The 21,685-nt window shown below is 70.6% G+C and carries 17 protein-coding genes; 5 read left to right on the forward strand and 12 right to left on the reverse strand.

The genetic code is table 11. The features are described 5' to 3' along the window. The first annotated feature begins 401 nt into the window (after positions 1-401). Positions 402-896, forward strand: a complete 495-nt coding sequence (locus ACZ3II_RS18930; protein WP_465518970.1) for an NUDIX hydrolase — start codon at positions 402-404, stop codon at positions 894-896. 7 nt (positions 897-903) lie between these two features. Here the strand turns inward: ACZ3II_RS18930 and ACZ3II_RS18935 are convergent, their stop codons facing one another. Further along, the gene (locus tag ACZ3II_RS18935) at positions 904-1,554 is read right to left on the reverse strand and encodes a DUF2306 domain-containing protein (RefSeq protein WP_465518971.1); all 651 of its coding nucleotides are present in this window, start codon (positions 1,552-1,554) and stop codon (positions 904-906) included. A 133-nt stretch (positions 1,555-1,687) separates the two neighbouring features. Here ACZ3II_RS18935 and ACZ3II_RS18940 point away from each other — a divergent pair, with 133 nt between their 5' ends. Next, positions 1,688-2,944 carry a sensor histidine kinase gene (locus ACZ3II_RS18940; protein ID WP_465518972.1) on the forward strand — a complete coding sequence of 419 codons (1,257 nt, stop codon included), beginning with the start codon at positions 1,688-1,690 and terminating at the stop codon, positions 2,942-2,944. Further along, positions 2,941-3,600, forward strand: a complete 660-nt coding sequence (locus tag ACZ3II_RS18945) for a response regulator transcription factor (protein ID WP_465518973.1) — start codon at positions 2,941-2,943, stop codon at positions 3,598-3,600. The genes ACZ3II_RS18940 and ACZ3II_RS18945 overlap by 4 nt, the downstream gene beginning before the upstream one ends. Here ACZ3II_RS18945 and ACZ3II_RS18950 read toward each other — a convergent pair whose 3' ends face one another. Beyond that, complete coding sequence (locus ACZ3II_RS18950; protein ID WP_465518974.1) at positions 3,601-4,275, reverse strand: response regulator; 675 nt, start codon at positions 4,273-4,275, stop codon at positions 3,601-3,603. Continuing rightward, positions 4,272-6,605: an ATP-binding protein gene (locus tag ACZ3II_RS18955; protein WP_465518975.1), complete on the reverse strand. Its 2,334-nt coding sequence runs from the start codon at positions 6,603-6,605 to the stop codon at positions 4,272-4,274. The genes ACZ3II_RS18950 and ACZ3II_RS18955 overlap by 4 nt, the downstream gene beginning before the upstream one ends. A 229-nt stretch (positions 6,606-6,834) precedes the next feature. On the opposite strand from ACZ3II_RS18955, the gene ACZ3II_RS18960 reads away from it, so the two are divergent. Further along, complete coding sequence (locus ACZ3II_RS18960) at positions 6,835-7,269, forward strand: DUF1707 SHOCT-like domain-containing protein (protein ID WP_465518976.1); 435 nt, start codon at positions 6,835-6,837, stop codon at positions 7,267-7,269. A gap of 111 nt (positions 7,270-7,380) precedes the next feature. Further along, complete coding sequence (locus tag ACZ3II_RS18965; protein WP_465518977.1) at positions 7,381-8,202, forward strand: metal-dependent hydrolase; 822 nt, start codon at positions 7,381-7,383, stop codon at positions 8,200-8,202. Between the two features lie 9 nt (positions 8,203-8,211). On the opposite strand, the gene ACZ3II_RS18970 is transcribed toward ACZ3II_RS18965, so the two are convergent. From ACZ3II_RS18970 to ACZ3II_RS19010, 9 genes are all read right to left on the reverse strand, one after another. Then, positions 8,212-9,396 (reverse strand): zinc-dependent alcohol dehydrogenase, encoded by a 1,185-nt coding sequence (locus tag ACZ3II_RS18970; RefSeq protein WP_465518978.1) that lies wholly within the window; start codon positions 9,394-9,396, stop codon positions 8,212-8,214. 321 nt (positions 9,397-9,717) lie between these two features. Then, positions 9,718-10,911: a HEAT repeat domain-containing protein gene (locus ACZ3II_RS18975; RefSeq protein ID WP_465518979.1), complete on the reverse strand. Its 1,194-nt coding sequence runs from the start codon at positions 10,909-10,911 to the stop codon at positions 9,718-9,720. A 151-nt stretch (positions 10,912-11,062) separates the two neighbouring features. Further along, positions 11,063-14,659 carry a methionine synthase gene (metH, locus tag ACZ3II_RS18980; protein WP_465518980.1) on the reverse strand — a complete coding sequence of 1,199 codons (3,597 nt, stop codon included), beginning with the start codon at positions 14,657-14,659 and terminating at the stop codon, positions 11,063-11,065. 117 nt (positions 14,660-14,776) lie between these two features. Next, positions 14,777-16,411: a bifunctional 3'-5' exonuclease/DNA polymerase gene (locus tag ACZ3II_RS18985; RefSeq protein ID WP_465518981.1), complete on the reverse strand. Its 1,635-nt coding sequence runs from the start codon at positions 16,409-16,411 to the stop codon at positions 14,777-14,779. A 98-nt stretch (positions 16,412-16,509) separates the two neighbouring features. Beyond that, positions 16,510-17,409, reverse strand: coding sequence for a carbohydrate ABC transporter permease (locus tag ACZ3II_RS18990; protein WP_465518982.1), 900 nt, complete (start codon positions 17,407-17,409; stop codon positions 16,510-16,512). Between the two features lie 11 nt (positions 17,410-17,420). After that, a complete protein-coding gene (locus ACZ3II_RS18995; protein WP_465518983.1) occupies positions 17,421-18,320 on the reverse strand; it encodes a carbohydrate ABC transporter permease in 900 nt (299 codons plus the stop codon). 22 nt (positions 18,321-18,342) lie between these two features. Next, positions 18,343-19,776 carry an N-acetylglucosamine/diacetylchitobiose ABC transporter substrate-binding protein gene (gene ngcE, locus ACZ3II_RS19000; RefSeq protein ID WP_465518984.1) on the reverse strand — a complete coding sequence of 478 codons (1,434 nt, stop codon included), beginning with the start codon at positions 19,774-19,776 and terminating at the stop codon, positions 18,343-18,345. A gap of 24 nt (positions 19,777-19,800) precedes the next feature. Then, the gene (locus ACZ3II_RS19005; protein ID WP_465518985.1) at positions 19,801-20,658 is read right to left on the reverse strand and encodes a carbohydrate ABC transporter permease; all 858 of its coding nucleotides are present in this window, start codon (positions 20,656-20,658) and stop codon (positions 19,801-19,803) included. Next, a complete protein-coding gene (locus ACZ3II_RS19010; protein WP_465518986.1) occupies positions 20,658-21,623 on the reverse strand; it encodes a carbohydrate ABC transporter permease in 966 nt (321 codons plus the stop codon). The genes ACZ3II_RS19005 and ACZ3II_RS19010 overlap by 1 nt, the downstream gene beginning before the upstream one ends. Positions 21,624-21,685 lie beyond the last annotated feature (62 nt).

Below are 21,685 nucleotides of genomic sequence, written 5' to 3' on the forward strand. Positions count from 1 at the left end.
CTCCCGGCCCCCGGCGACGCCCGCTCACCCCCAGCCGCCTTGACACCCTCCCAAAACAGGCCCCAACGACGGCCGACCCACCGCGACCACCGCCAGCCGTACCCCAAGCCGTCTAACGCCCGCCGGAGACAGGCCTCAACGACGGCCCACCGACCGCAACCACCGCCAGCCGTACCCCAGACTCCCTAACGGCCACCCAAAACCTGCCTCAACGACGGCTCGCCCGCCGCAACCACCGCGGTGCCTGTCCGGTGGATCTTGTGCGGCTGGTTCTCACGGCTGTCCCAAGCCACCGGAGACAGCCGTGAGGACCAGCCGGGTCGTGACCGGTCCGCGGCGTGGGAGGGAAAAGGCAACGTCGGCGGCGCGGGGGTGGGAGCACGTCGCTTAGGGTCGGCGGCGTGCCAGCTTCCGAATATGTGCGGGGCCTGCGGGCCAAGGTCGGCTCCGGATTGATCATGTTTCCGTCGGTGACCGCGGTGATCTTCAACGATCGGGGCGAGATCCTGCTGCACCAGCGCAGCGACACCGCCCAGTGGACGCTGATCGCCGGGATCATGGACCCCGGCGAGCAACCGGCCGACGCCCTGGTCCGTGAGGTCGAGGAGGAGACTTCGATCAAGGTGGAGATCGAGCGGCTGGCCGGTGTGGCTCTGCACGACGTCACCTACCCGAACGGCGACGAGTGCCAGATGCTCAACACCTGGTTCCGGTGCCGGGCGGCCGGCGGCGAGGCCCACGTCAACGACAGCGAGTCGCTGGCGGTCGGCTGGTTCGCGCTGGACGAACTGCCGGAGCTCACCCCGTACGCCCGCCACCGCATCCGCACCTCGCTCGCCGAGGAGGGCGCCGCCTGGTTCGCCCAGCCCGGCGACGAGATGATCCCCGGCTGGTAGTCCCCGTTCACCGCGTCCGTACCAGACGCGGCGACGGCGTGCGCGCCGACCGGCGGATGATCCACTCTGCGACCAGCACGTTGATCGCCCAGGCGGCGGTCATCGTGCCGGTGCGGCCCGCCACCGTGACCGGGCCGACCGCCAGAAGCCACGCGGCCTGCGTGAAGAACTGTGTGCCGGCGCCCATGCCGATCGCGTAGCCACGGATCATCCACGCCCGGTGGCCGGTGAAGTCACGGCGCAGCACGGCGGCGAACCCGAGGATCAGCGAGAGCAGCATCCACGCGACCACCACGACCCGGACGCCCAGGAGCACCACGCTGTCGACCGCGGCCGGCGGCAGCATGACGGTCAGCCACAGGCCGCTGACCGCGGCGACCAGCCCGGCGCCGAAGACGATCCGCCCGGCGACGCGGTGCCAGCGGCGGTGACGGCGGCGTACGCCCGGCGCGAACTGGAAGGCGCCGAGGATCCCGAAGACGGTGACGGTGACGATGTGCGCCACCAGGGCGACCGGCGCCTGCGTGACACGGTCGCCGTCGGGCAGCGTCACGGCGCCACCGGCCATCTCGGAGAGCCGGAGCCCACCGGCGACCGACGGGACCAGAGTGAGCACCAGGAGGCCTGCCGGGATCAGCCAGTTCGATGAGGACTTCATGACGTCGATCGTGGCCGTCGGCAGGGTCGGGTCTCATCGGAGCGCGAGCCCGGACCGTACCGGCCGAAAGTGCGGGACGGCTCCCGTACTTCAGGCCAATCCGGGGAGCGGCGGCGCTGCGTACGATCGGGTCGTGCTTGAACCCCTCCGGTCGCTGATCGCCGAGCCCCGCCCACCGGATCCCCCGGAGCGGGGCCCGCGGGACTGGGCGCTGGCCGGCGTGGCCCTGCTGGCGGTGCTCACCGAAGGACTGCTCAGACCCGGCATTCCGGACCGCGCCGTCACCCTCGTCGTGACCCTGGCCGTGGTTCCGGCCCTGCTGTGGCGCCGGCAACGCCCGCTGCTCGTGGTGACGGTCGTCTTCGGGACGGCCTTCGTGGCGCCGTTGTTCACCGGCCGCCAGCCGGAGCTGGTCTCCGGCGCTTTCCTGCTGCTGCTGGCGTACGCGCTGGTCCGGTGGGGTTCCGGCCGGGAGATTCTGGCCGGCGCGGCGCTGGTCCTCGCCAAGATCGGTCTGTCGGGGCTCGCCGGGGCGTTCGGGCTGAGCTGGTCGATCGGTCCCACCGACATCATCGCCGGCTTCGTGGTGATGTTCGCGGTGGCGGCCGTCGCGGCGGCGGCCCGCTACCGGTCCCGGCTCCGGGCGCGGGAGCTGGACCAGGCGAAACTTCTCGAACGGGAGCGGCTGGCCCGGGACCTGCACGACACCGTGGCGCATCACGTGTCGGCGATGGCGATCCGGGCGCAGGCGGGCATCGCCGTGTCCCGGACCGATCCGGACGGCGCGGTCGACGCGCTGCGCGTCATCGAGGGCGAGGCGGCCCGTGCGCTCGGCGAGATGCGGGCGATGGTCAAGACCTTGCGGGGTACGGGGCCGGCCGAGCTGGCGCCGAGCCCGTCCCTGGCGGATGTCGCCGGGCTCGCCGGCCCGCCACCGCCGGCGGACGCCTCCGCCACCGGCCCCACGCCGGAGAAACCGTCGGCAGATGCTCTCGCCACCGGCCCCACGCCGGAGAAACCGTCGGCAGAGGCTCTCGCCACCGGCTCCACGCCGGAGAGCCCGCCGGTGGAGGTCGAGCTGACCGGCGACATCGACGGTGTTCCGGCGGCTGTTGCCACCGCCGTCTACCGGCTTGCCCAGGAGTCGGTGACCAACGCGCGCCGGCACGCCCGGAACGCCACCCGCATCCTCGTCCGGGTCACCGCCTCCGACGGCACGGTCCGGCTGCGGGTCACCGACGACGGCGAGGGCGGCTCCCCCGGATCAGGCGGCTACGGGCTGGTCGGCATGCGGGAACGGGCGATCCTGCTCGGCGGCGCCTGCGAGGCCGGCCCGAGCGCGGGACGGGGCTGGACCGTGACCGCCACCCTGCCCACCGGTGCCGCATGAGCGTCCGGGTGGTCGTCGCCGACGATCAGGAGATCGTCCGGACCGGGCTGACGATGATCCTCAACGCCGAACCGGACATCGAGGTCGTCGGGCAGGCCGGGGACGGTCTGCGGGCGGTCGAGCTGGCCCGGCGGCTACGCCCGGACGTGTGCCTCTTCGACATCCGGATGCCCGGTGTCGACGGCATCGAAGCCACCCGCAGGCTCGCCGGCCCGGCCGTCGCCGATCCCCTCGCGGTGGTGGTGATCACCACGTTCGACCTGGACGAGTATGTCTACGCCGCGCTGCGGGCCGGCGCCCGCGGTTTCCTGCTCAAGGATGCCGGATCGGCGCTGCTCGTCCAGGCGGTGCACGCCGCCGCGGCCGGTGACGCGCTGATCGCCCCGAACGTCACCACCCGGCTGCTGAAGGCGTTCGCCGGGGCGGGACCCGCGGCTCCGGCACGCCAGCCGGTCGACCCGCTGACCGACCGGGAGGAAGAGGTGCTGGGGGCGGTCGCCCGGGGCCGCACCAACACCGAGATCGGCGCCGAGTTCCACATCAGTCTCAGCACGGTGAAGACGCACATCGCCAGCCTGATGGCGAAACTCGGAGCCCGGAACCGGGTGGAGATCGCCATGTGGGCGTACGAGACGGACCGTGTCCGCTTCCGCTGATCAGGCCAGCCAGCCGGGGCGGATCAGCCCGGCCTCGTAGGCGTAGACGACGAGCTGGGCCCGGTCCCGGGCAGCCAGCTTGATCATCGTGCGGCTCACGTGGGTCTTGGCGGTGGCCGGGCTGATCACCAGGCGGGCGGCGATCTCGTCGTTGGAGAGACCCTCGGCGACCAGGACCAGCACCTCACGCTCCCGGTCGGTGAGCTGGCCGAGTTCCCGGGGTGGCTCGGGCGTCCGGTCCCCGGCGGGTGGGCACACGAACGAGCCGATCACCCTCCGGGTCACGCTCGGTGACAGCAGGGCGTCGCCGGCTGCCACCGCGCGTATCCCCCGGAGCAGGTCCACCGGCTCGGTGTCCTTGACGAGGAAACCGGAGGCGCCGGCGCGCAGGGCCTCGAACACGTACTCGTCCAGCTCGAACGTCGTCAGGATCACCACTCGGGTGCCGGCCAGCGCCGGGTCGGCGGCGATGCGCCGGGTGGCTTCGAGGCCGTCGACGCCGGGCATCCGGATGTCCATCAGCACGACGTCCGGCCGCTGCGCCGCCACCACCTCGACCGCCCGGAGACCGTCCGCCGCCTCGCCCACCACCGCGATGCCCGGCTCGGCGTCGAGCAGCGCCCGGAACCCGGCCCGCACCAGGGCCTGATCGTCGGCGAGCACCACGGAGATCACCGGCTCTGCTCCAGCCCCGGGCCGTCCCACGGTTTCGGCCCTCCGTCGCCGGGCCACCCCTCGCCCCGATCGCCGTCGTCCCGTCGCGGCGGCGCCACGGACGGCCGGGAAGGTCCGGCCTGCTGCGGGTGCGGCAGACCGCCGGGCTGCGGAGTCGCCGCGCCGCCCGGTGGAGGCGCGGAGGGAACGCCGGTGGGCGGGGGTGGAGCCTGGACACCGCTTCCGAGCAGGGCGGGATGCACCGGCGGTGGCGGTGGCGGGTCGGACTGGAGTGGTGGGACGAGGTTGAGGAAGTGGGGGTAGCAGAAGCGCGGCCATGCCGAGGGCGGCCCGAACGGTGAGTCGGTCCGCGCGTTGTCCGGCCACACGCCCGGCTGCGCGATGAACGGCGAGTCGTTGAACGGCCTGATCGGCGAGACCGGCCACTCGGCAGGGGGCGTGGCGAACGAGGGCGGACCGTACGGCGGGACGCGGCCCGGCTGCGGCCCCGTCGGCAGCACCACGGAGACCGCGAAACCGCCGTAGGGACCCGGGCCGGCGAGAAGATGCCCGCCGAGGGCCTCGGCCGACGCCCGCATGCCCGCGATGCCGCCGCTCGTGGAGGCGGCGGGTGGCCAGTGCGCCGGAACGTTCCCGGAGTTGACGACCGCCACGTGCACGGAGTCGTCCCAGTAGGAGGCGTCGACCACGGCGGTGGCGTCCGGACCGGCATGCCGCCGGGCGTTGGCGAGCGCCTCCCGGACGATCCGGAGCACTGTCTCGCCGGCGTCGGCCGGGATCTCGCGTCGTTCGCCGTGTTCCCACACCTTCGCCGGCAGACCCGCTTCACCGGCGATTCCGTGGAGCCGGCCCCACCACTCCGGTGGTGACGATGGGGTGGGGAATCGCACGCCCGCCGGGTCATGGGTGACGCGCTCCGCGGGGCGCTGGATGTTCGCGAAGGGAGAAGGCAGGGGTCCGTTCATCACAGGCAGTGGCTCCGCGGGGTCGGGGACGGCGCCGGGCAGCGGTTCGGCGGCCAGGGCGGCGTGGATCTGGAAGCCGTCCGTCTCGTCGGCTCGGGCATGGACCCAGCCTCCCAGGCTCTCGGCGCGGGCCCGCATCCCGGTCAGGCCGCCGCCCGGGTGATCGGTGCGGGCGGGCGCGTGGGTGGTGTTGGTGATCGTCAGACGGAGCTGGGCAGTGTCGTAGTCGATCTCGATCAGCGCCCGGGGATCCGGACCGGCGTGCCGGCGGATGTTGGTGAGCGCCTCCTGCACGATGCGGTAGGCGGCCCGGTCCACCTCGGCCGGCAGCACCCGGGGCGTGCCGCTGATCCAGGTGCGCAGGGGGAAACCCGCGCCGGCGGTCAGGTCGGCGAGCCGGCTCAGGCCCGGCGCCGGTTGCCGCGGCGCCTCCTCCCCCTTCGTACGCAGGAAGCCCAGCACCGACCGCACCTCGCGCAACGCCTCCGCGCTCGCTGTCTTGATCGCGCTGAGCGCCTCGCGGGCCTGCTCCGGCCGATCGTCCATGAGGTGCAGCCCCACGCCCGCCTGGACATTGATCAGCGACAGGTGGTGTCCGAGCACATCGTGCAACTCCCGCGCGATCCGCAGCCTCTCCTCCGAGGTCTGGCGGCGCTGCTGTTCCTCGCGGGCGCGTTCCCGCTGCTCGTGGGCGTGCGCCAGGGCGGCCATCTGCGCCGCGCGGACCCGCGACGCCGATCCGAGGAGGACCGACCCGGCGAGCCCGGCGGCGGCGATCGCCGCTTCCCGCACGTCGGGTGGCACGTCGCCGGGCAGGCCGAGCGGGTCGGCCAGGACCACGGTGACCAGCAGGTATCCGGCCCAGGCGAGGGCCGCGGCGATCGCGGCGGCGGTCGCGCGGCCGAGCTTGGCGATGTTGAACAGGGCGATCGCGGGGGCCACCGCGTACATCCAGTAGGGCTCGGCGAAGGTCGCGAACGCGATGGAAGCGGCCGCGGAGACCGCAAGGACCCCGATCGGGAATCGCCGCCGCCACACCAGCGCGAGGGGACCGGCCAGCAGCAACGCGAAATAGAGCGGTCCGGGCGCGAGGTGGACGTGGCCTTCCTCAGCGAGGCCACCGGTCCCGGCGAGGTGGAAGATCGACGCCGCCATCGCCGCGCCGGGCGGCCAGTCGGCGTGCCGTCGCCGGCTCTGCCACGGGGGCCGGTCGCGCCTGCGGACCGGCGGCAGGGCCGGCTCCGGCTGGTCGCATCCGCCCGGCTCGAGCGCCTGCGGCCGCCACGGCGCGCGGGCCTCCTGGAGAAGGCGCCGCCATGGCGCGCGGCCCTGATGCCGCACGTCCGGAACAGGCGGAGGTCTCATGCGCCGAACCTACGTCAACCATCGGCCGCGGACATCGGACCACGGTCCCGGGCGCTGCTACGACCAGGGTCTTACGACAGGGGCGGCTCTACGCCCAGGGTCGTACGCGCGGGCTCGGACCACGGTCCGATCTGCGCCGCACAGATGCATCCCTGGTCCGACGCCGCCGGCCTCCGGAACGCGGACTCTGGAGGGCAGGACGACGAGCCCTTCCAGAAGGAGACCGACCATGCAGCCCCACGGATCGACCACGACACGGGTACGCAGCTCGGACGTCGAGCGTGAGCAGATCGCCGAGATCCTGCGCGCCGCGATGGCCGAGGGCCGCCTCGACCTGACCGAGGGCGAGGAGCGCCTCGCCGCCGCGTACGCCGCCCGGTTCCGTGACGAGCTCCGGCCGCTGACCGCGGATCTCCCGGACGGGGGCCGGCAGGCGCTGGCCCGCTCCCCGGGCGCCCGCGCCGCGACACGCCGGTCACTGCGCCGGCACGCCAGCTTCATCCTGATCGCCGCCGGTGTCCTCACCGGCCTGTGGATGCTGTCCGGCGCGGACTTCTTCTGGCCGATGATCCCCCTGATCTTCCTGGTGATCGGCCTGTTCAAGCATGCCCGTTACGGCCGCTGGCACCCGGAGTACTCGTTCGGGCACTGGGTCCGGCACTGATGGCCCGCTGTCGGGTGGCCGACCCCACGCGCGACACGCTCGGACAGTCGTTGATCTTCCTCGTTCCCTCTGCCACAGTGGCCGAGTTTTGTTCGGGGAGGGACAACGCAGATGATGGGTCCGTCGCACGCGCTTTCCGGCGCGGCCGCCTGGCTGGCCGGCAGTTGGGCGCTCGATCAGTTCGCCAACGTGAGCCAGTCACCGTTGGAGGTCGCGGTCGGCACGGCGATCTGCGCGGGTGGCGCACTCGTGCCCGACCTGGATCTCTCCGGCAAGGTGACCCGCAACCAGGGTGGGGCGACGGTGGCCCGCACCTTCGGGGTGGCGTCGCTGTTCGTGGCCGAGGTCGTGGAGAAGTTCTCGCTCGGCGTCTACACCGCGACGAAGCTGAGCCGGGACCCGCGGCGCAACAACGGGCACCGCACCTTCACGCACACCCTGCCGTTCTGCGCCCTGATCGGCTGGGGCACGACCGCCCTGGCCGACAGCTACGGCTATTGGGCGGTGATCGGGATCGTCTTCTTCATGAGCGGCCTGGCGCTGCGCGGACTCTTCGACGAGTGGGCGGAGCGGGCCGGCTGGGTGATCGTCACCCTGGCGTCGGGCGTGATCGCCTGGTTCACCGCCGCCAACCTGCCCAGCGACAGAGGTTATCCGTTGCTGGGCCTGGCGGTCGGCGTCGGTTGTTTCGTGCACATCCTCGGCGACATGATCACCAAGAACGGGGTGCCGATCCTCTGGCCGATCCCGATCAAGCGCCGCATGTGGATGATGGTCGGGATCCCGAACAGCATGGCCGTCAAGGTCGGCGGCAAGGTCGAGGTCGTCATCCTGCGGACCGCGTTCACCGTGATCTCGCTGCTGTCCATCGCCGGGTTGTTCGTCCCGGGCGTGCTGGAGCGGTTCAACCTCGACATCTGGGCCAGTAAGTAGCGACCGGGTCTACGGCTTCAGGACGACCTTGATACAGCCGTCCTCCTTCTTCTTGAAGGTGTCGTAGGCCTGCGGCGCCTCCGACAGCGGCAGCCGGTGGGTGACCAGGTCGTCCACGCCCAGCGGGTCGTCGACGCCGGTGAGCAGCGGCATCAGGTCGTCGACCCAGCGCTTGACGTGCGCCTGGCCCATCCGCATGGTCACACCCTTGTCGAACAGGTCCATCATCGGGAACGGGTCGGCGTTGCCGCCGTACACGCCGATGATCGAGATGGTGCCGGCCCGGCGGACCGCGTCGAACGCGGTGCGCAGAGCGGCCATCCGGTCCACGCCGAGGGCCTCGGTGGCCTTGCGGGCGATCGGATCGGGCAGGGCGCCCGCGGCCTTCATCGCCGCCGACTGGAACGGCGAACCGTGCGCCTCCATGCCGACGGCCTCGATCACGCCGTCGGCGCCACGGCCGCCGGTGAGCTGCCGGACCGCGTCACCGATGTCGTCGACCTTGTTCATGTCGATGGTCTCGATGCCGTTGCGCTCGGCCATGGCGAGACGCTCCGGGACACTGTCCACCGCGATGACCCGCTCGGCGCCGAGGTGCCGGGCGATCCGGGCGGACATCTGCCCGATCGGCCCCAGGCCGGTGACCAGGATGGTGTCACCGGGTTCGACATCGGCGTACTTCGCGGCCTGCCAGGAGGTGGTCAGCACGTCGGACAGGAACAGGTAACGCTCGTCGGGGTGGCCGTCCGGCACCTTGATCGGGCCGAAGTGGGCCTGCGGCACCCGGAGGTACTCGGCCTGGCCGCCGGGGACCTGGCCGTACAGCTTGGTGTACCCGAACAGGGCGGCGCCCTTGCCCTGGTCACGGACCTGCGTGGTCTCGCACTGGGCGAAGAAGCCGCGGGAGCACATCCAGCAGTGCCCGCAGGAGATGTTGAACGGGATCACCACCCGGTCGCCCGGCCGGATGTGGGTCACCTCGGGGCCGACCTCCTCGACGATGCCCATCGGCTCGTGGCCGAGGACGTCGCCCTTGTCGAGGTACATCCCCAGGACGTCGTACAGATGCAGGTCGGAACCGCAGATCGCGGTCGACGTGACCCGGATGATGGCGTCCGTCGGCTCTTCGATCTTCGGGTCGGGAACGTTCTCCACGGACACCTTTCCGGTGCCCTGCCAGGTCAGTGCTCGCATACTTCGGGCTTGCCCGATGGAACCCGTTCCAATCCTCATGCGCCCGGAGATCGTGAACAGCGGCCCACGATCTCCATCCGTCGATCCCGCCGCACCGCCGCCCATCGGCAGGTTGCTGCGGAACGGGCGGCTGCGCGGTGGGCGGCCCGGCGGCTGCGGGGATGAGCATTCGCGTCAGCCTGCTGCTTTCGCTGCCTCCGAGAGCCGGCTGGACAGCGTCTCCAGCCGATCACAAAGCCTCCGGGATCCATCTCCGCTTCTCCGCCGATCGGGTTCTCTCTTATATTGCGGTTCACGGAGATAAATCCGGAAAAGGTGGGCTCAGTGCTGTCGCCGGCTCAACGCGAGGGCCGCGGCCTCACGGACGAAGCCGCTCGGGTCGGCGAGGAGCAGGGTCAGGACCTTGTCGGGGTACGGGACGAGATGTACCGCCGTCCCCGCCACCCGATGCCGGACCGTCACGTCGGCATCGACGGCCCGGGCGGCGACCAGCGACTCCCACCGCCCGGTGATGTCACCGGCGGTAGCCAGCCCGCTCAGGACGGCAGCCCGCACACCCGGGTCCGGGTCCTCGGCCAGCGACCGGATCCGCGCCTCCGCCCGCGGGTTCTGGTCGACCAGCTTGGCCAGGGCTTTCGCGGCCTGGGCGCGCCGCCGCGGGTCCTCCGAGGCGGCCTCCGTCAGCAGGACACGGGCTGCCTGCTCGCCGCCGATCTCACCGAGCGCTGCCTGGGCCCGGTCACGGACCGCCGGGTCGTCGTCGCGCAGCATCATCCGCAACGTCGCCTGCGCCGGGCCGTCGTCGTCATTCTCGCCACGGCCGAGGCGGCCCAGGGCGTACGCCAGCCGCCGCCGGATCCCCGGCTCGGGATCGGTGACCAAAGGGCTGAGCGGTGCGACGGCCGCGCGGTCGCCCTGGTGGGTGAGCAGGGTGATCGTGGCGGCCCGTACCGCCGGATCCTGGTCCTGCAAACCGCTGACCAGCAGGGTGAAGGCGTCCGGAAGGTCCGCGAGGGCCTCGAGCGCCAGCACCCGGATCCCCGGATCCGGGTCGGAGGCGACCCCGCCGAGCAGCGAGACGTCGTCCGGCTCGGCAACCGGCCGGATCAGGCGCAGTGCGGCGGCGCGCTCCCCGGACGCCTCGTTGCTGATCATGTCGGTGAGCAGCCGCCGGGCCGTGCCGGGATCGGCTCCGATCAGGTCGTCGATGGTCTCGTTCAGCAGGTACTGGTCACCCAGATCGATCTCGGCCGCCGCGACCAGATCGGGCAGAACGACCGTTCCGGCCACGTCGGCGAGCAGGAGGGCGGTCAGGTCGCGGCCGTCCGCGTCGCCCCGGCTGACGAACTCGGCCAGCCGCTGCCGCAGCACACCCGGCAGGACGTCGGCGGCGGCAGCGGTCACCGTGCCGACGACGAGAGCGACGGTGTCCCGATCGACGGCAAGGTGTTCGGCGTGCTCATGGAGGCGCCGCAACGCCTCACCCGGCTCCATCACCGGCCTACTCTCACACACCGCCACCACCTCGTCAGCGCGAGGCCGACGGAGGTGGTGGCGGTAGACGGGCGGAGTCGGTGGGCGGCAGGCGCTGATGGAACGCGCCGGTGGGCGGTGGGTGGTGGCGGTGGAGCAGACGGCGGACGGTGACGGTGGAGCGCGAAGGTCGTCAGTCGATGGAGTAGGCGAGGTTGGGGCGCAGCCAGCGCTCGACCTCGCCCACCGGAACGCCACGGCGGGCCGCGTAGTCCTCGATCTGGTCCTTGCCGAGGCGGCCGACGGTGAAATACTTCGCGTCGGGGTGGGCGAAGATCAGGCCGCTGACGGCGGCGGCGGGGGTCATCGCGAACGACTCGGTCAGGCCCACCCCGATCGCGGAGGTGCCGAGCAGCTCGAAGAGGTCCTTCTTCTCGCTGTGGTCCGGGCAGGCGGGGTAGCCGAGGGCCGGCCGGATGCCCCGGAACCGTTCGGCGTGCAGGTCCTCGATGACCGGCTGGGCGTCCGGCTCGAACCAGTCGCGGCGGGCCTTGAGGTGCAGGTATTCGGCGAACGCCTCGGCCAGCCGGTCGGCCAGGGCCTTGACCATGATGGCCCGGTAGTCGTCGTGTTCGGCCTCGTAACGAGCCGCCAGTTTCTCGGCGCCGTGGATGGCGACCGCGAACCCGCCCAGGTGGTCCCCGGCGGGGGCGATGTAGTCGGCGAGGCAGCGGTTGGCACGGCCGGCCGGCTTCTCGGTCTGCTGGCGCAGCATCGGGAACGACGCCCCGTTCGCCAGTTTGATGTCGTCGCCGTCGGCGTGCGCGGGCCAGAACCCGTAGAGGCCGCGGGCCTGGAACGAGCCCTCGGCGATGATCTGGTCGAGCAGCGTGTTGGCGTCGTCGAACAGTTCCTTGGCGACCGGCTGTTGCAGGATCGCCGGGTACTTGCCCTTGAGTTCCCAGGCCAGGAACAGGAACTGCCAGTCGATCAGGGTGCGCAGTTCGGCGATGGTGGGCGCGACCTCGCGTACCCCGGTGAACTTCGGGGTGGGCAGGTCCTCGAAGTCGATCTTCTCCTGGTTGGCGCGGGCCTGGGCGAGGGTGAGCAGCGGCTGGGAGTGGCGCTGCTCGTGCTGGACCCGCAGGCGTTCCTGCTCGGTGCGGTTGGCCTCGTCGAGTTTCTGCGCGCGGGCCGGGTCGAGCAGGTCGGAGACGACGCCGACGACCCGGGAGGCATCGAGCACGTGTACGGTCGGCGCCTCGTACGCCGGAGCGATCCGCACCGCCGTGTGCTGCTTGGACGTGGTCGCCCCGCCGATCAGCAGCGGCATCTTGAGGCCGCGCCGCTGCATCTCGGCGCCGACCGCGACCATCTCGTCCAGCGACGGCGTGATCAGGCCGGACAGGCCGATCACGTCGGCGCCCTCGGCCACCGCGGTGTCCAGGATCTTGGCGGCCGGGACCATCACGCCGAGGTCGATCACGTCGTAGTTGTTGCAGCCGAGGACCACGCCGACGATGTTCTTGCCGATGTCGTGGACGTCGCCCTTGACCGTGGCGAGGACGACCTTGCCCTGGCCGCGGGCGCCTTCCTCCTTCTCGTCCTCCATGAACGGCAGCAGGTAGGCGACGGACCGTTTCATCACGCGGGCGCTCTTGACCACCTGCGGCAGGAACATCTTGCCGGAGCCGAACAGGTCACCGACGATGCCCATGCCGTTCATCAGGGGGCCTTCGATGACATCGAGCGGCCGGGGCAGCTTGAGCCGGGCCTCCTCGGTGTCGGCCTCGATGAAGTCGACGATGCCGTGCACGAGGGCGTGGCTGAGCCGTTCCTCGACGGGAGCCTCGCGCCAGGACAGGTCGACCTCGCGCTTGGCGGCGGAGCCGGTGACCGTCGAGGCGAACGTGACCAGCCGGTCGGTGGCGTCCGGGCGGCGGTCGAAGATCACGTCCTCGACGAGTTCCAGCAGGTCGGCGGGGATGTCCTGGTAGACGGCGAGCTGGCCGGCGTTGACGATGCCCATGTCCAGCCCCGCCTTGACGGCGTGGAACAGGAACGCCGAGTGCATCGCCTCCCGCACGATGTCGTTGCCGCGGAAGGCGAAGGACAGGTTCGAGATGCCGCCGGACGTACGGGCTCCGGGGCACCTCTCCTTGATCAGCGGGAGCGCCTCGATGAAGTTCTTCGCGTACCCGTTGTGCTCGGCGATGCCGGTCGCGACCGCGAGCACGTTCGGGTCGAAGATGATGTCGGTCGGGTCGAACCCGTCCCCGACCAGCAGGTCGTAGGCGCGGGCGCAGATCTCGACCTTGCGCTCGGTGGTGTCGGCCTGGCCCTGCTCGTCGAAGGCCATCACCACCACGCCGGCGCCGAAGTCGCGGATCCGGCGGGCCTGGTCGAGGAAGGGACCCTCACCCTCCTTGAGGCTGATCGAGTTGACGACGCCCTTGCCCTGCACGCACTTGAGGCCGGCCTCGAGCACCGAGAACTTCGAGCTGTCGACCATGATCGGGATCCGGGCCACCTCGGGCTCGGTCGCGATCAGGTTCAGGAAGGTGACCATGGCCCGCTCGCTGTCGAGCAGGTCGGCGTCCATGTTCACGTCGAGCAGGTTGGCGCCGCCGCGCACCTGCTCCAGGGCCACGTCGACGGCGGCCTGGTAGTCGTCGGCCTCGATGAGCCGGCGGAACTTGGCCGAGCCGGTGACGTTGGTCCGCTCGCCGATCATCACGAACCCGGTGTCCGGGCCGATCGCGAACGGCTCCAGACCGCTGAACCGGGTGGTCGGCGCGAGCGGGTCGATGACCCGCGGGGTGGCGCCGGCCACCGAGGAGGCGATCGCCGCGATGTGCGCCGGGGTGGTGCCGCAGCAGCCGCCGACGATGTTGACCAGGCCGTCCGTGGCGAATCCGGCGAGCAGCTCACCGGTCTCGGCGGGCTGCTGGTCGTAGCCGCCGAACGCGTTCGGCAGGCCGGCGTTCGGGTGCGAGGCGACGAAGACGTCAGCGACCCGGGCCAGGTCGGCGACGTGCGGCCGCATCTCAGCGGCGCCGAGCGAGCAGTTCACCCCGACGACCAGCGGCTGCGCCCGCTCGATGGTGCGCCAGAACGCCTCCACGGTCTGTCCGGAGAGGGTACGGCCGGAGATGTCGAGGAACAGTGAGATCCACAGCGGGATCTCCGGCGCCACCTCGCGGGCCGCCGCGATCGCTGCCTTCGCGTTCAGCGTGTCGAAGATCGTCTCGATCAGGAAGAGGTCGACGCCGCCCTCGGCCAGCGCCGAGAGCTGCTCCACATAGGCCGCCTTGACCTGGTCGAACGTGACCGCGCGGTAGGCCGGGTCGTCGACCTTCGGCGAGATCGAGAGCGTCACGTTGAGCGGGCCCACCGACCCGGCCACGAACCGCGGGCGGCCGTCCCGTTCGACGGCCTCGTTCACCGCCTGCCGGGCGAGCCGGGCGCCCTGCACGTTCATCTCCCGCACCAGGTGCTCCAGGCCGTAGTCGGCCTGGGCGATGCTGGTCGCCGTGAACGTGTTGGTGGTGGTGATGTCGGCGCCGGCCGCCAGGTATTGCCGGTGGACGTCGAGGATCACGTCGGGGCGGGTCAGGATCAGCAGGTCCGGGTCGCCGGTGACGTCTTTCGGGTGGTCCGCCGGGATCAGGTCGCTGCGGTAGTCCTCCGGGGCGAGTTTCGCGCCCTGCAGCATGGTGCCCCAGGCTCCGTCGAGCACCAGGATCCGCTCGGCGAGCAGTCCGCGCAGTTCAGAAACCGTTCCAGTCAACGCAACACCTCCGAGATGAGTCGGAGGCGCCCTTGTTTCGGGTGGTTCACCGGCCGAGCGTGACGGGAGGGCCCGCTGCAGCGCCTCTCGGCCGGAGAACCCACGATACCGACTCTTTCACTTCGCGTCCGCGTAGGCACCAACCACTGAGACGTCCAGAGGGAAACGGACCGTGGTCGCGCCGAACAGCAGGCGGCCCGCGGCCAGCCCGCTCTCCCGGACCGCCGCGGCCACGTCCTCGGCCTGGTCGGCGGGGCAGTGCACCACCACCTCGTCGTGCACGAACAGCACCAGTTCGGCGGCGGTGCCGCGCAGCGCGGTCCGGAGTGTGGCGAGCAACACAAGAGCCCATTCGGCGGCGGTCGCCTGGATGACGAAGTTACGGGTGAACCGTCCCCGCGCCCGGCCGGGTGGCGGCGCCACCTCCTCCGGCGGCTCCAGACCGTCGGCCTGTCCCGCGCCGGACGCGGGTGGGCAGGTGCGGCCCAGCCAGGACCGGACCAGGCCACCGGCCTCGCCGGTCCGGGCGGCTGCCTCCACGTATTCAAAAGCGGTCGGGTAGTGCCGGCGCAGCACCGCCAGGGCCGGGACCGCGTCGCCGCCGGTCTGCCCGTACATCGCGCCGAGCAGGGCCAGCTTGGCCTTGGCCCGGTCGCCGTCGAACGCGTCGGCGGCCAGGGCGGCGTAGAGGTCACCCGCGGCGGCGGCCCGGGCCAGCCTGGCGTCACCGGAGACCGCGGCCAGCACCCGCGGCTCCAGCTGGCCGGCGTCGGCGACCACGAACCGCCAGCCCGGATCGGCGATCACGGCGCGGCGGACCACCTTGGGCACCTGCAGGGCGCCGCCGCCCCGGGTCGCCCAGCGGCCGGAGACCACGCCACCGGGCACGTACTCCGGGCGGAACCGGCCGTCACGCACCCACGCGTCGCACCACGACCAGCCGTGCGCCGTCCAGATCCGGTAGAGCTCCTTGAACTCCAGCAACGGGGCGACGGCCGGATGATCCACCCCGCGCAGCACCCAGCGGCGGGTGTTCGGCACGTCGACGCCCGCCCGGTGGAACGCGCGGACCACCTCGGCGGGCGAGTCGGGGTGCAGGTCACGGGTGCCGAACGCGGCGTTGATCGCGGCGGTCAGCTCGGCCAGGCGGCGGGGCGGGCCGACCGGCTGCGGCGCTCCGAGCAGCTCGCGCAGCAGCTCGTCGTGGATGTCGGCGCGCCAGGGCAGGCCGGTGTGGCCCATCTCGGCGGCGATCAGGGCGCCGGCCGACTCGGCGGCGACGAGCATCCGGAAACGGCCGGGACGGCCGGTCTCGTGGAGGCGGCGGGTCTGGTCCTCGTACACCGCAAGGAGGTCTTTGATCTCGGCCTGCTGAGCGGGGACCGCGTCGAAGAGGGCCGCCTGCGCGAAGCCCGGCGGCTCGGCCTCCGGCCGGAGCCGGTCCGCGGGAACCGGAAGCCCGCGAAGCCGGGCGAGGGCGGCGGCGAGCCCGCGCGGCGCGCCCCAGTGACCGGCGTGACCCAGCAGCAGCGCCTCGGTCAGCTCCAGATCGTGACAGCGGGCGACCCGGACCCCGGCGCGCAGCAGTGCCGGATAGACGTCGGCGGTGGCGGCCCAGAGCCAGCGGGGCTGCTCGGCCGCCTCCCGCTCGGTGATCTCGGCGGCCAGGTCGGCGACGTGCCACTGATCGCCGGCGTGCCGGGCCAGACGGCCACCACGACCGTCCGGATCCGGCACCACAGCGATCAGCACCAGGTCATTGTCACCCGGGGGTATGACACTTACTTATGGGCCACGATCAAGAGCAACAGCGGGTCCGGCATCAACTCGCTACGCTCGCCGATGCCGTCCTACTTCACTGCCCCCGCCGTGAGGCCCGCCTGGATCTGACGCTGGAAGATCGCATAGACGATGATCATCGGGATGATGCTCAGGGTCAGGGCGGCGAACAGCGTCGACCACTCCGCGTGATAACCCGCCTGGGTGGAGATGTTGGCGATGCCCTGGGTGAGCACCCACTTCTCCTCCGCGCCCTGCCCCTGCATGATCACCAGCGGCAGGAGGTACTGGTTCCACTGCCCGACGATGTTGAAGATCGTGATGCTGACCAGGCCGGACTTCGCCATCGGCATCATGATCTGGAAGAACTTGCGGGTGTGCGAGGCGCCGTCCATGGTCGCGGCCTCGTCGATCTCGTGCGGCAGCGTCTTGAAGAAGGCGGCCAGGAAGAACACCGTGAACGGCAGCGAGTAGGCGATGTAGACCAGGATCAGGCCGACGTACGAGTTCAGCAGCCCCATGTTCTTGAGGATGTGGAACAGCGGCGCCAGCGCCATGAACGTCGGGAACGCCAGCCCGGACACGAACAGGTAGTAGATGACCCGGTTGCCGAAGAACGTGTACCGGGCCAGCACGTACGCGGCCATCGCCCCGAACAGCATGGTCCCCGCGGTGGCCACGAGCACCACGAACACGCTGTTCAGGAAGTACTGGCCGATGTGCGCCTGGTTCCACGCGGAGATGTAGGTCTCCAGCGAGAAGGTGGCCGGCAGCGCGAACGGCTCGCCCAGGAAGATCTCGGTGTTGCTCTTGAACGAGGCCAGCACCACCCAGATCAGCGGGCCGGCGGTGACCAGCGCCCAGAAGATCAGGGCGACGTGGGCGAGGCCGTTGAAGGCGCGGACCTCGCGGTGGGTGTCCGATTTCTTCGCGGCGGCCGTCGAGGAGGGGGCCGCGGTCAGAGTCGTCATGTGCGGGCCTCTCAGACGGCTTCGCGGCGGGTGACGCGCAGGGTCAGCGCGGCGAAGGTCAGGGTCAGGAAGAACAGCACCACGCCGAGGGCGGAGGCATAGCCGACCTGGGAGTACTCGAAGGTGTTGCGGTAGATCATCATGGCCAGCACCGAGGTCGCGCCGTCCGGCCCGCCGCGGTCCACGGTCATGATGTTGACCAGGGCGAACGCGTCGAACGCGGCGATCCCGAGGTAGATCCAGCCGGTCTGGATGGTGTTCCAGAGCAGCGGCACGGTGATCCGGAAGAAGAGGGTGACGCGGGTGGCGCCGTCCAGCGCGGCGGCCTCGTACACCTCGTGTTCGATCGAGCCCATCCCGGCCGAGAACAGCACCACGTAGAAGCCGACGGCCTGCCAGACCAGGACGGCGAGGATGCAGGTCAGCGCCCAGCGCTCGTCGGCCAGGAACAGCCACGGCGACCACGAGTCCGGGAAGAGACCGTTGAGCATGCCGCTCTTGTCCGAGGCGAACACCCGGCCGAAGATCACCGCGACGATGGCGAGGGCCATCAGCTGCGGGAAGAAGAAGATCACCCGGTAGAACTTGGAGCCCCACACACCGCGGGTCATGCCGCCCTTGGAGCCGCCGCCGACGTTCAGCAGGAACGCGAAGACCAGGGCCAGCGCGATCGTCACGATCGGCAGCAGGATCAGCAGGTAGCCGTTGTGCAGCAGGGACTTGGTGAACAGCGGGTCGTCGACGAGCTTGGCGAAGTTGTCGAACCCGACGTACTTGATCGGGCCGAAACCGGACCAGCTGGTGAACGCCAGCTGGAAGGTCTGGATGTACGCCGCCACCACGAAGATGGCGTAGAGCGCCACGGGCACGGCGAGGAAGCCGATGATGAAGGGATACTTACCGTGCCGCATGGCGCTCTACCTTCGTCCTCTACTAGCTACGGGTCTGCTTCTGGACCGCGGAGTCCTTGGCCACCGCCTGGGAGGCCGCCTCCATCCGGTCGCAGAACTTCTGCGCGTCGCCGCCCTTGAACATCAGGTCGTTGACCGCGCTCAGCGACTCGTCGTTGAGCTTCTTGTACCAGGTGTCGAACAGGTAACCCATGAAGACGTCCTTGCCGGCCTTGCCGAGCGCCTCGTTGGCGCTGGTCAGGCCGGGGGACAGCTCGACGCCGTCGGCGGCGCCGGTCACCACGGTCAGCGACTTGGTGAGCTTGGTGAACTCGGTCGCGGCCGCCTTCGACAGCATGACCCGCAGGTACTCCATGCCGCCACGGGGGTTCTTGCCCTTGGACGAGGCGAAGTAGATCTCGCCGGCCGCGGCGTTCAGGGCGGCCGCCGGAAGCTGGTCGGACGAGGTGACGCTCGGGTACGGCGCCACCGCGTACTTGAAGCCCGGCGGGGTGTCCTTGGACTGCTCGTTCTCCAGCCAGGAGCCGCACGGGTAGAAGGCGACCTTGTCCTGGTTCTGGCGCAGCTGGACCTCGGTGTGCTTGAGGCCGAGGAACGACTTGTCCAGGTACTTGTTGCCGATCTCGCCCCAGGCCTTCGCGGCCTCCAGGACGGCCGGGGCGGTCCACGCGCCGGCCTTCAGGTTGTCGATGTCCTTCAGGACCTGCTCGGTGCCGATCTTGCCGGCGCTGGTGAGCAGGGCCCGGACCATGTAGTACGCCGCGTTCGCGCCGGCGTAGCCGAACGGGACGATGCCCGCGGCCTTGATCTTGTCGCACAGGGCGGTGAAGTCGGCCCAGGTGGCCGGGATCGCCCAGTTGTTCTTCTTGAACAGCTCGGCGTTGTACCACATGCCGAAGACGGTGTACGAGTAGTTCACCGCGTACGGCTTGCCGTTGTAGCTGCCCCACTCCAGCGTGCCGGGGACCAGGGTCTCGGCCACGGTCTTGCCGGCGACGTCGAAGGACGGGGCGGCGTACAGCTCGGTGAGGTCCTGGGCCTGGCCCGCGGCGACGATCGCGCCGAAGTCCATCATCTTCGCGCCCGAGTTGTTGATCATGTCGGGGGCGTCGCCGGCGTTGAGCCGCGGCTGGACCGTGGTCGCGATCTCCTGCGTCGCCGAGTACTTGACCTCGGACTCCGGCCACTTCTTCTTGTACATCGGGGTGTCGACGTCGGTGGCGTACTTGGTGCCCAGACCGCCGTCGAAGATGACGATCTCGACCGGCAGCTTCGGGTCGATGCCGAGCGGGTTGTCCGCCGACTTGGTGCCGGTCGCCTGGGTGGTGGGCTCCTCGGCGCCACCGCCGACGCAGGCGCCGAGCAGGCCGGCCGCCGGGGTCGCCGCCAGGCCGACCGCGGCGGCACGACGCAGCACGGTACGGCGGTCGAGCTCGGATTTCGTTATCTCAGACATCGATGTCCTTTCGGGTTGTGAACGTCAGCCCTTGACCGCGCCGGCGGTGAGACCGGAGGCGATGTTGCGCTGGACGGCGAGGAAGAAGATCACGACAGGGATGGAGGTGATGATCGCGCCCGCCATCAGCGGACCCCAGTAGGTGCCCCGGCTCGTCTGGTTCTGCATCAGCCAGGCCATCAGGTTCTGGTGCTCGGGATCGTTGAGCGTGTTGATGATGATGAACTCGTTCCAGGCCTGGATGAAGCCGTAGACCGAGGTGGCGACCAGGCCCGGCCCGGTGAGCGGCAGAATGACCCGCCAGAACACCTGGGCCCGGGTGCAGCCGTCGATCATCGCGGCCTCGTCGAGCTCCCGGGGGATGCCGGCGATGAAGCCGCGCAGCGTCCACACCGTGTACGGCAGCAGCAGCACCACGTAGACCAGCGTCACGCCGATGATGCTGTCACCGGTCAGTTCCGCGCTCTGCAGCATCAGGAAGATCGGGATCAGCAGGGCGACGAACGGTACCAACTGCACCGCCAGGACCACCAGGATGATCGCCCGCCTGCCGTAGAACCGGAACCGGGCCACCGCGAGCGCCGCCAGGAAGCCGATGATCAGCGAGAACAGCACCGCCACGGCGGTCACGACGATCCCGTTGACCAGCGACGCCTTGAAGTTCGGCGCGTTGAACGCGGAGGTGAAGTTGTCCAGAGTGGGGGCTTCCGGGATGAAGGTCGGGGTGAAGCTGGACCACTCGGTCTGCGGCTTGAACGACGTGACGAGCACCCAGTAGACCGGGAAGAACATCACGATGGAGAAGACCACGCCGCCGAAGTTGGCGAAGAAGGTGCCGATCGGGCTGCGCCCGACGCTGAGAGTGCCCTGGTCGGCGGCCATCAGTCCACCTCTCCGATCTTGAACATCTGGCGGATGTAGACCGCCATCGCGCCCAGCAGCAGAAGCACGGTGATCACCGAGATCGCCGAGCCGAGGCCGTACTTGTTCTGCGCGAACGCCTGGACGTACGAGTACGTGGCGAGCGTCTGGAACTCCGGCTCCGGTTTACCGTCGCGCATCACCCAGTTCTGGGTGAACAGCCCGAAGTTCCAGATCACCGACAGGGTCGTCACGATCACCAGCAGCGGCTTGAGGATCGGCACGATGATCGCCTTGAACGACTGCCAGGCGTTGGCGCCGTCCACGGTCGCCGCCTCCAGCAACTCCTTCGGCACCTGGGTGAGGCCGGCGTTCAGGGTGATCGCCAGGAACGGGACACCCGCCCAGACCACGCAGGAGGTGATCACGATCCAGCCCTGGGTGGGGGTGAAGAACCAGGAGTGGTTCTGGAAGTCGACGCCCGGCAGCTTGTCGATCAGGTAGTTGAGGACGCCGACATCGGAGTCCGTCATCATCTTGAACACCTGCGCCTGCACCAGCGCCGGCAGCGCCCAGACGAACATCATCGCGACGATCATCATGAGCCGGACCGTCTTGCTGACCCGGCGCATCAGCAGCGCGACGCCCAGGCCGATCAGCACGGTGAGCAGCACCGAGACGGCGGTGAAGAGGATCGTACGCCGCACGACCGCCCAGAACGCCGAGTCGGTCAGCACATCCAGGTAGTTGTCCAGGCCGGCGAACGGCGCCGTGGCGCCGGTCCAGAGCTGCTTGAGCCCGTACTCCTGGAAGGAGAGCACGATCATCCGGCCCATCGGGTAGGCCAGCAGCGCGGCCAGCAGCGCCAGCGCCGGGCCGGCCAGCAGCCAGGGCAGGCCCTTGCCGGTTCCGCGCCGTCGCCTCCGGGTGGCCGGCGGGCGCGGGCTCTCCTGTACGGGAGCCGGCGGAGTCTCCACGGCGTACATCTGTTCTTCCTCTCCTCGAGAGGCCCACCCGCCCGCCTCGGCGTCGAGGCGGGCGGGCAGGA

It is taken from the genome of Actinoplanes sp. NPDC019969 (assembly GCF_055562375.1).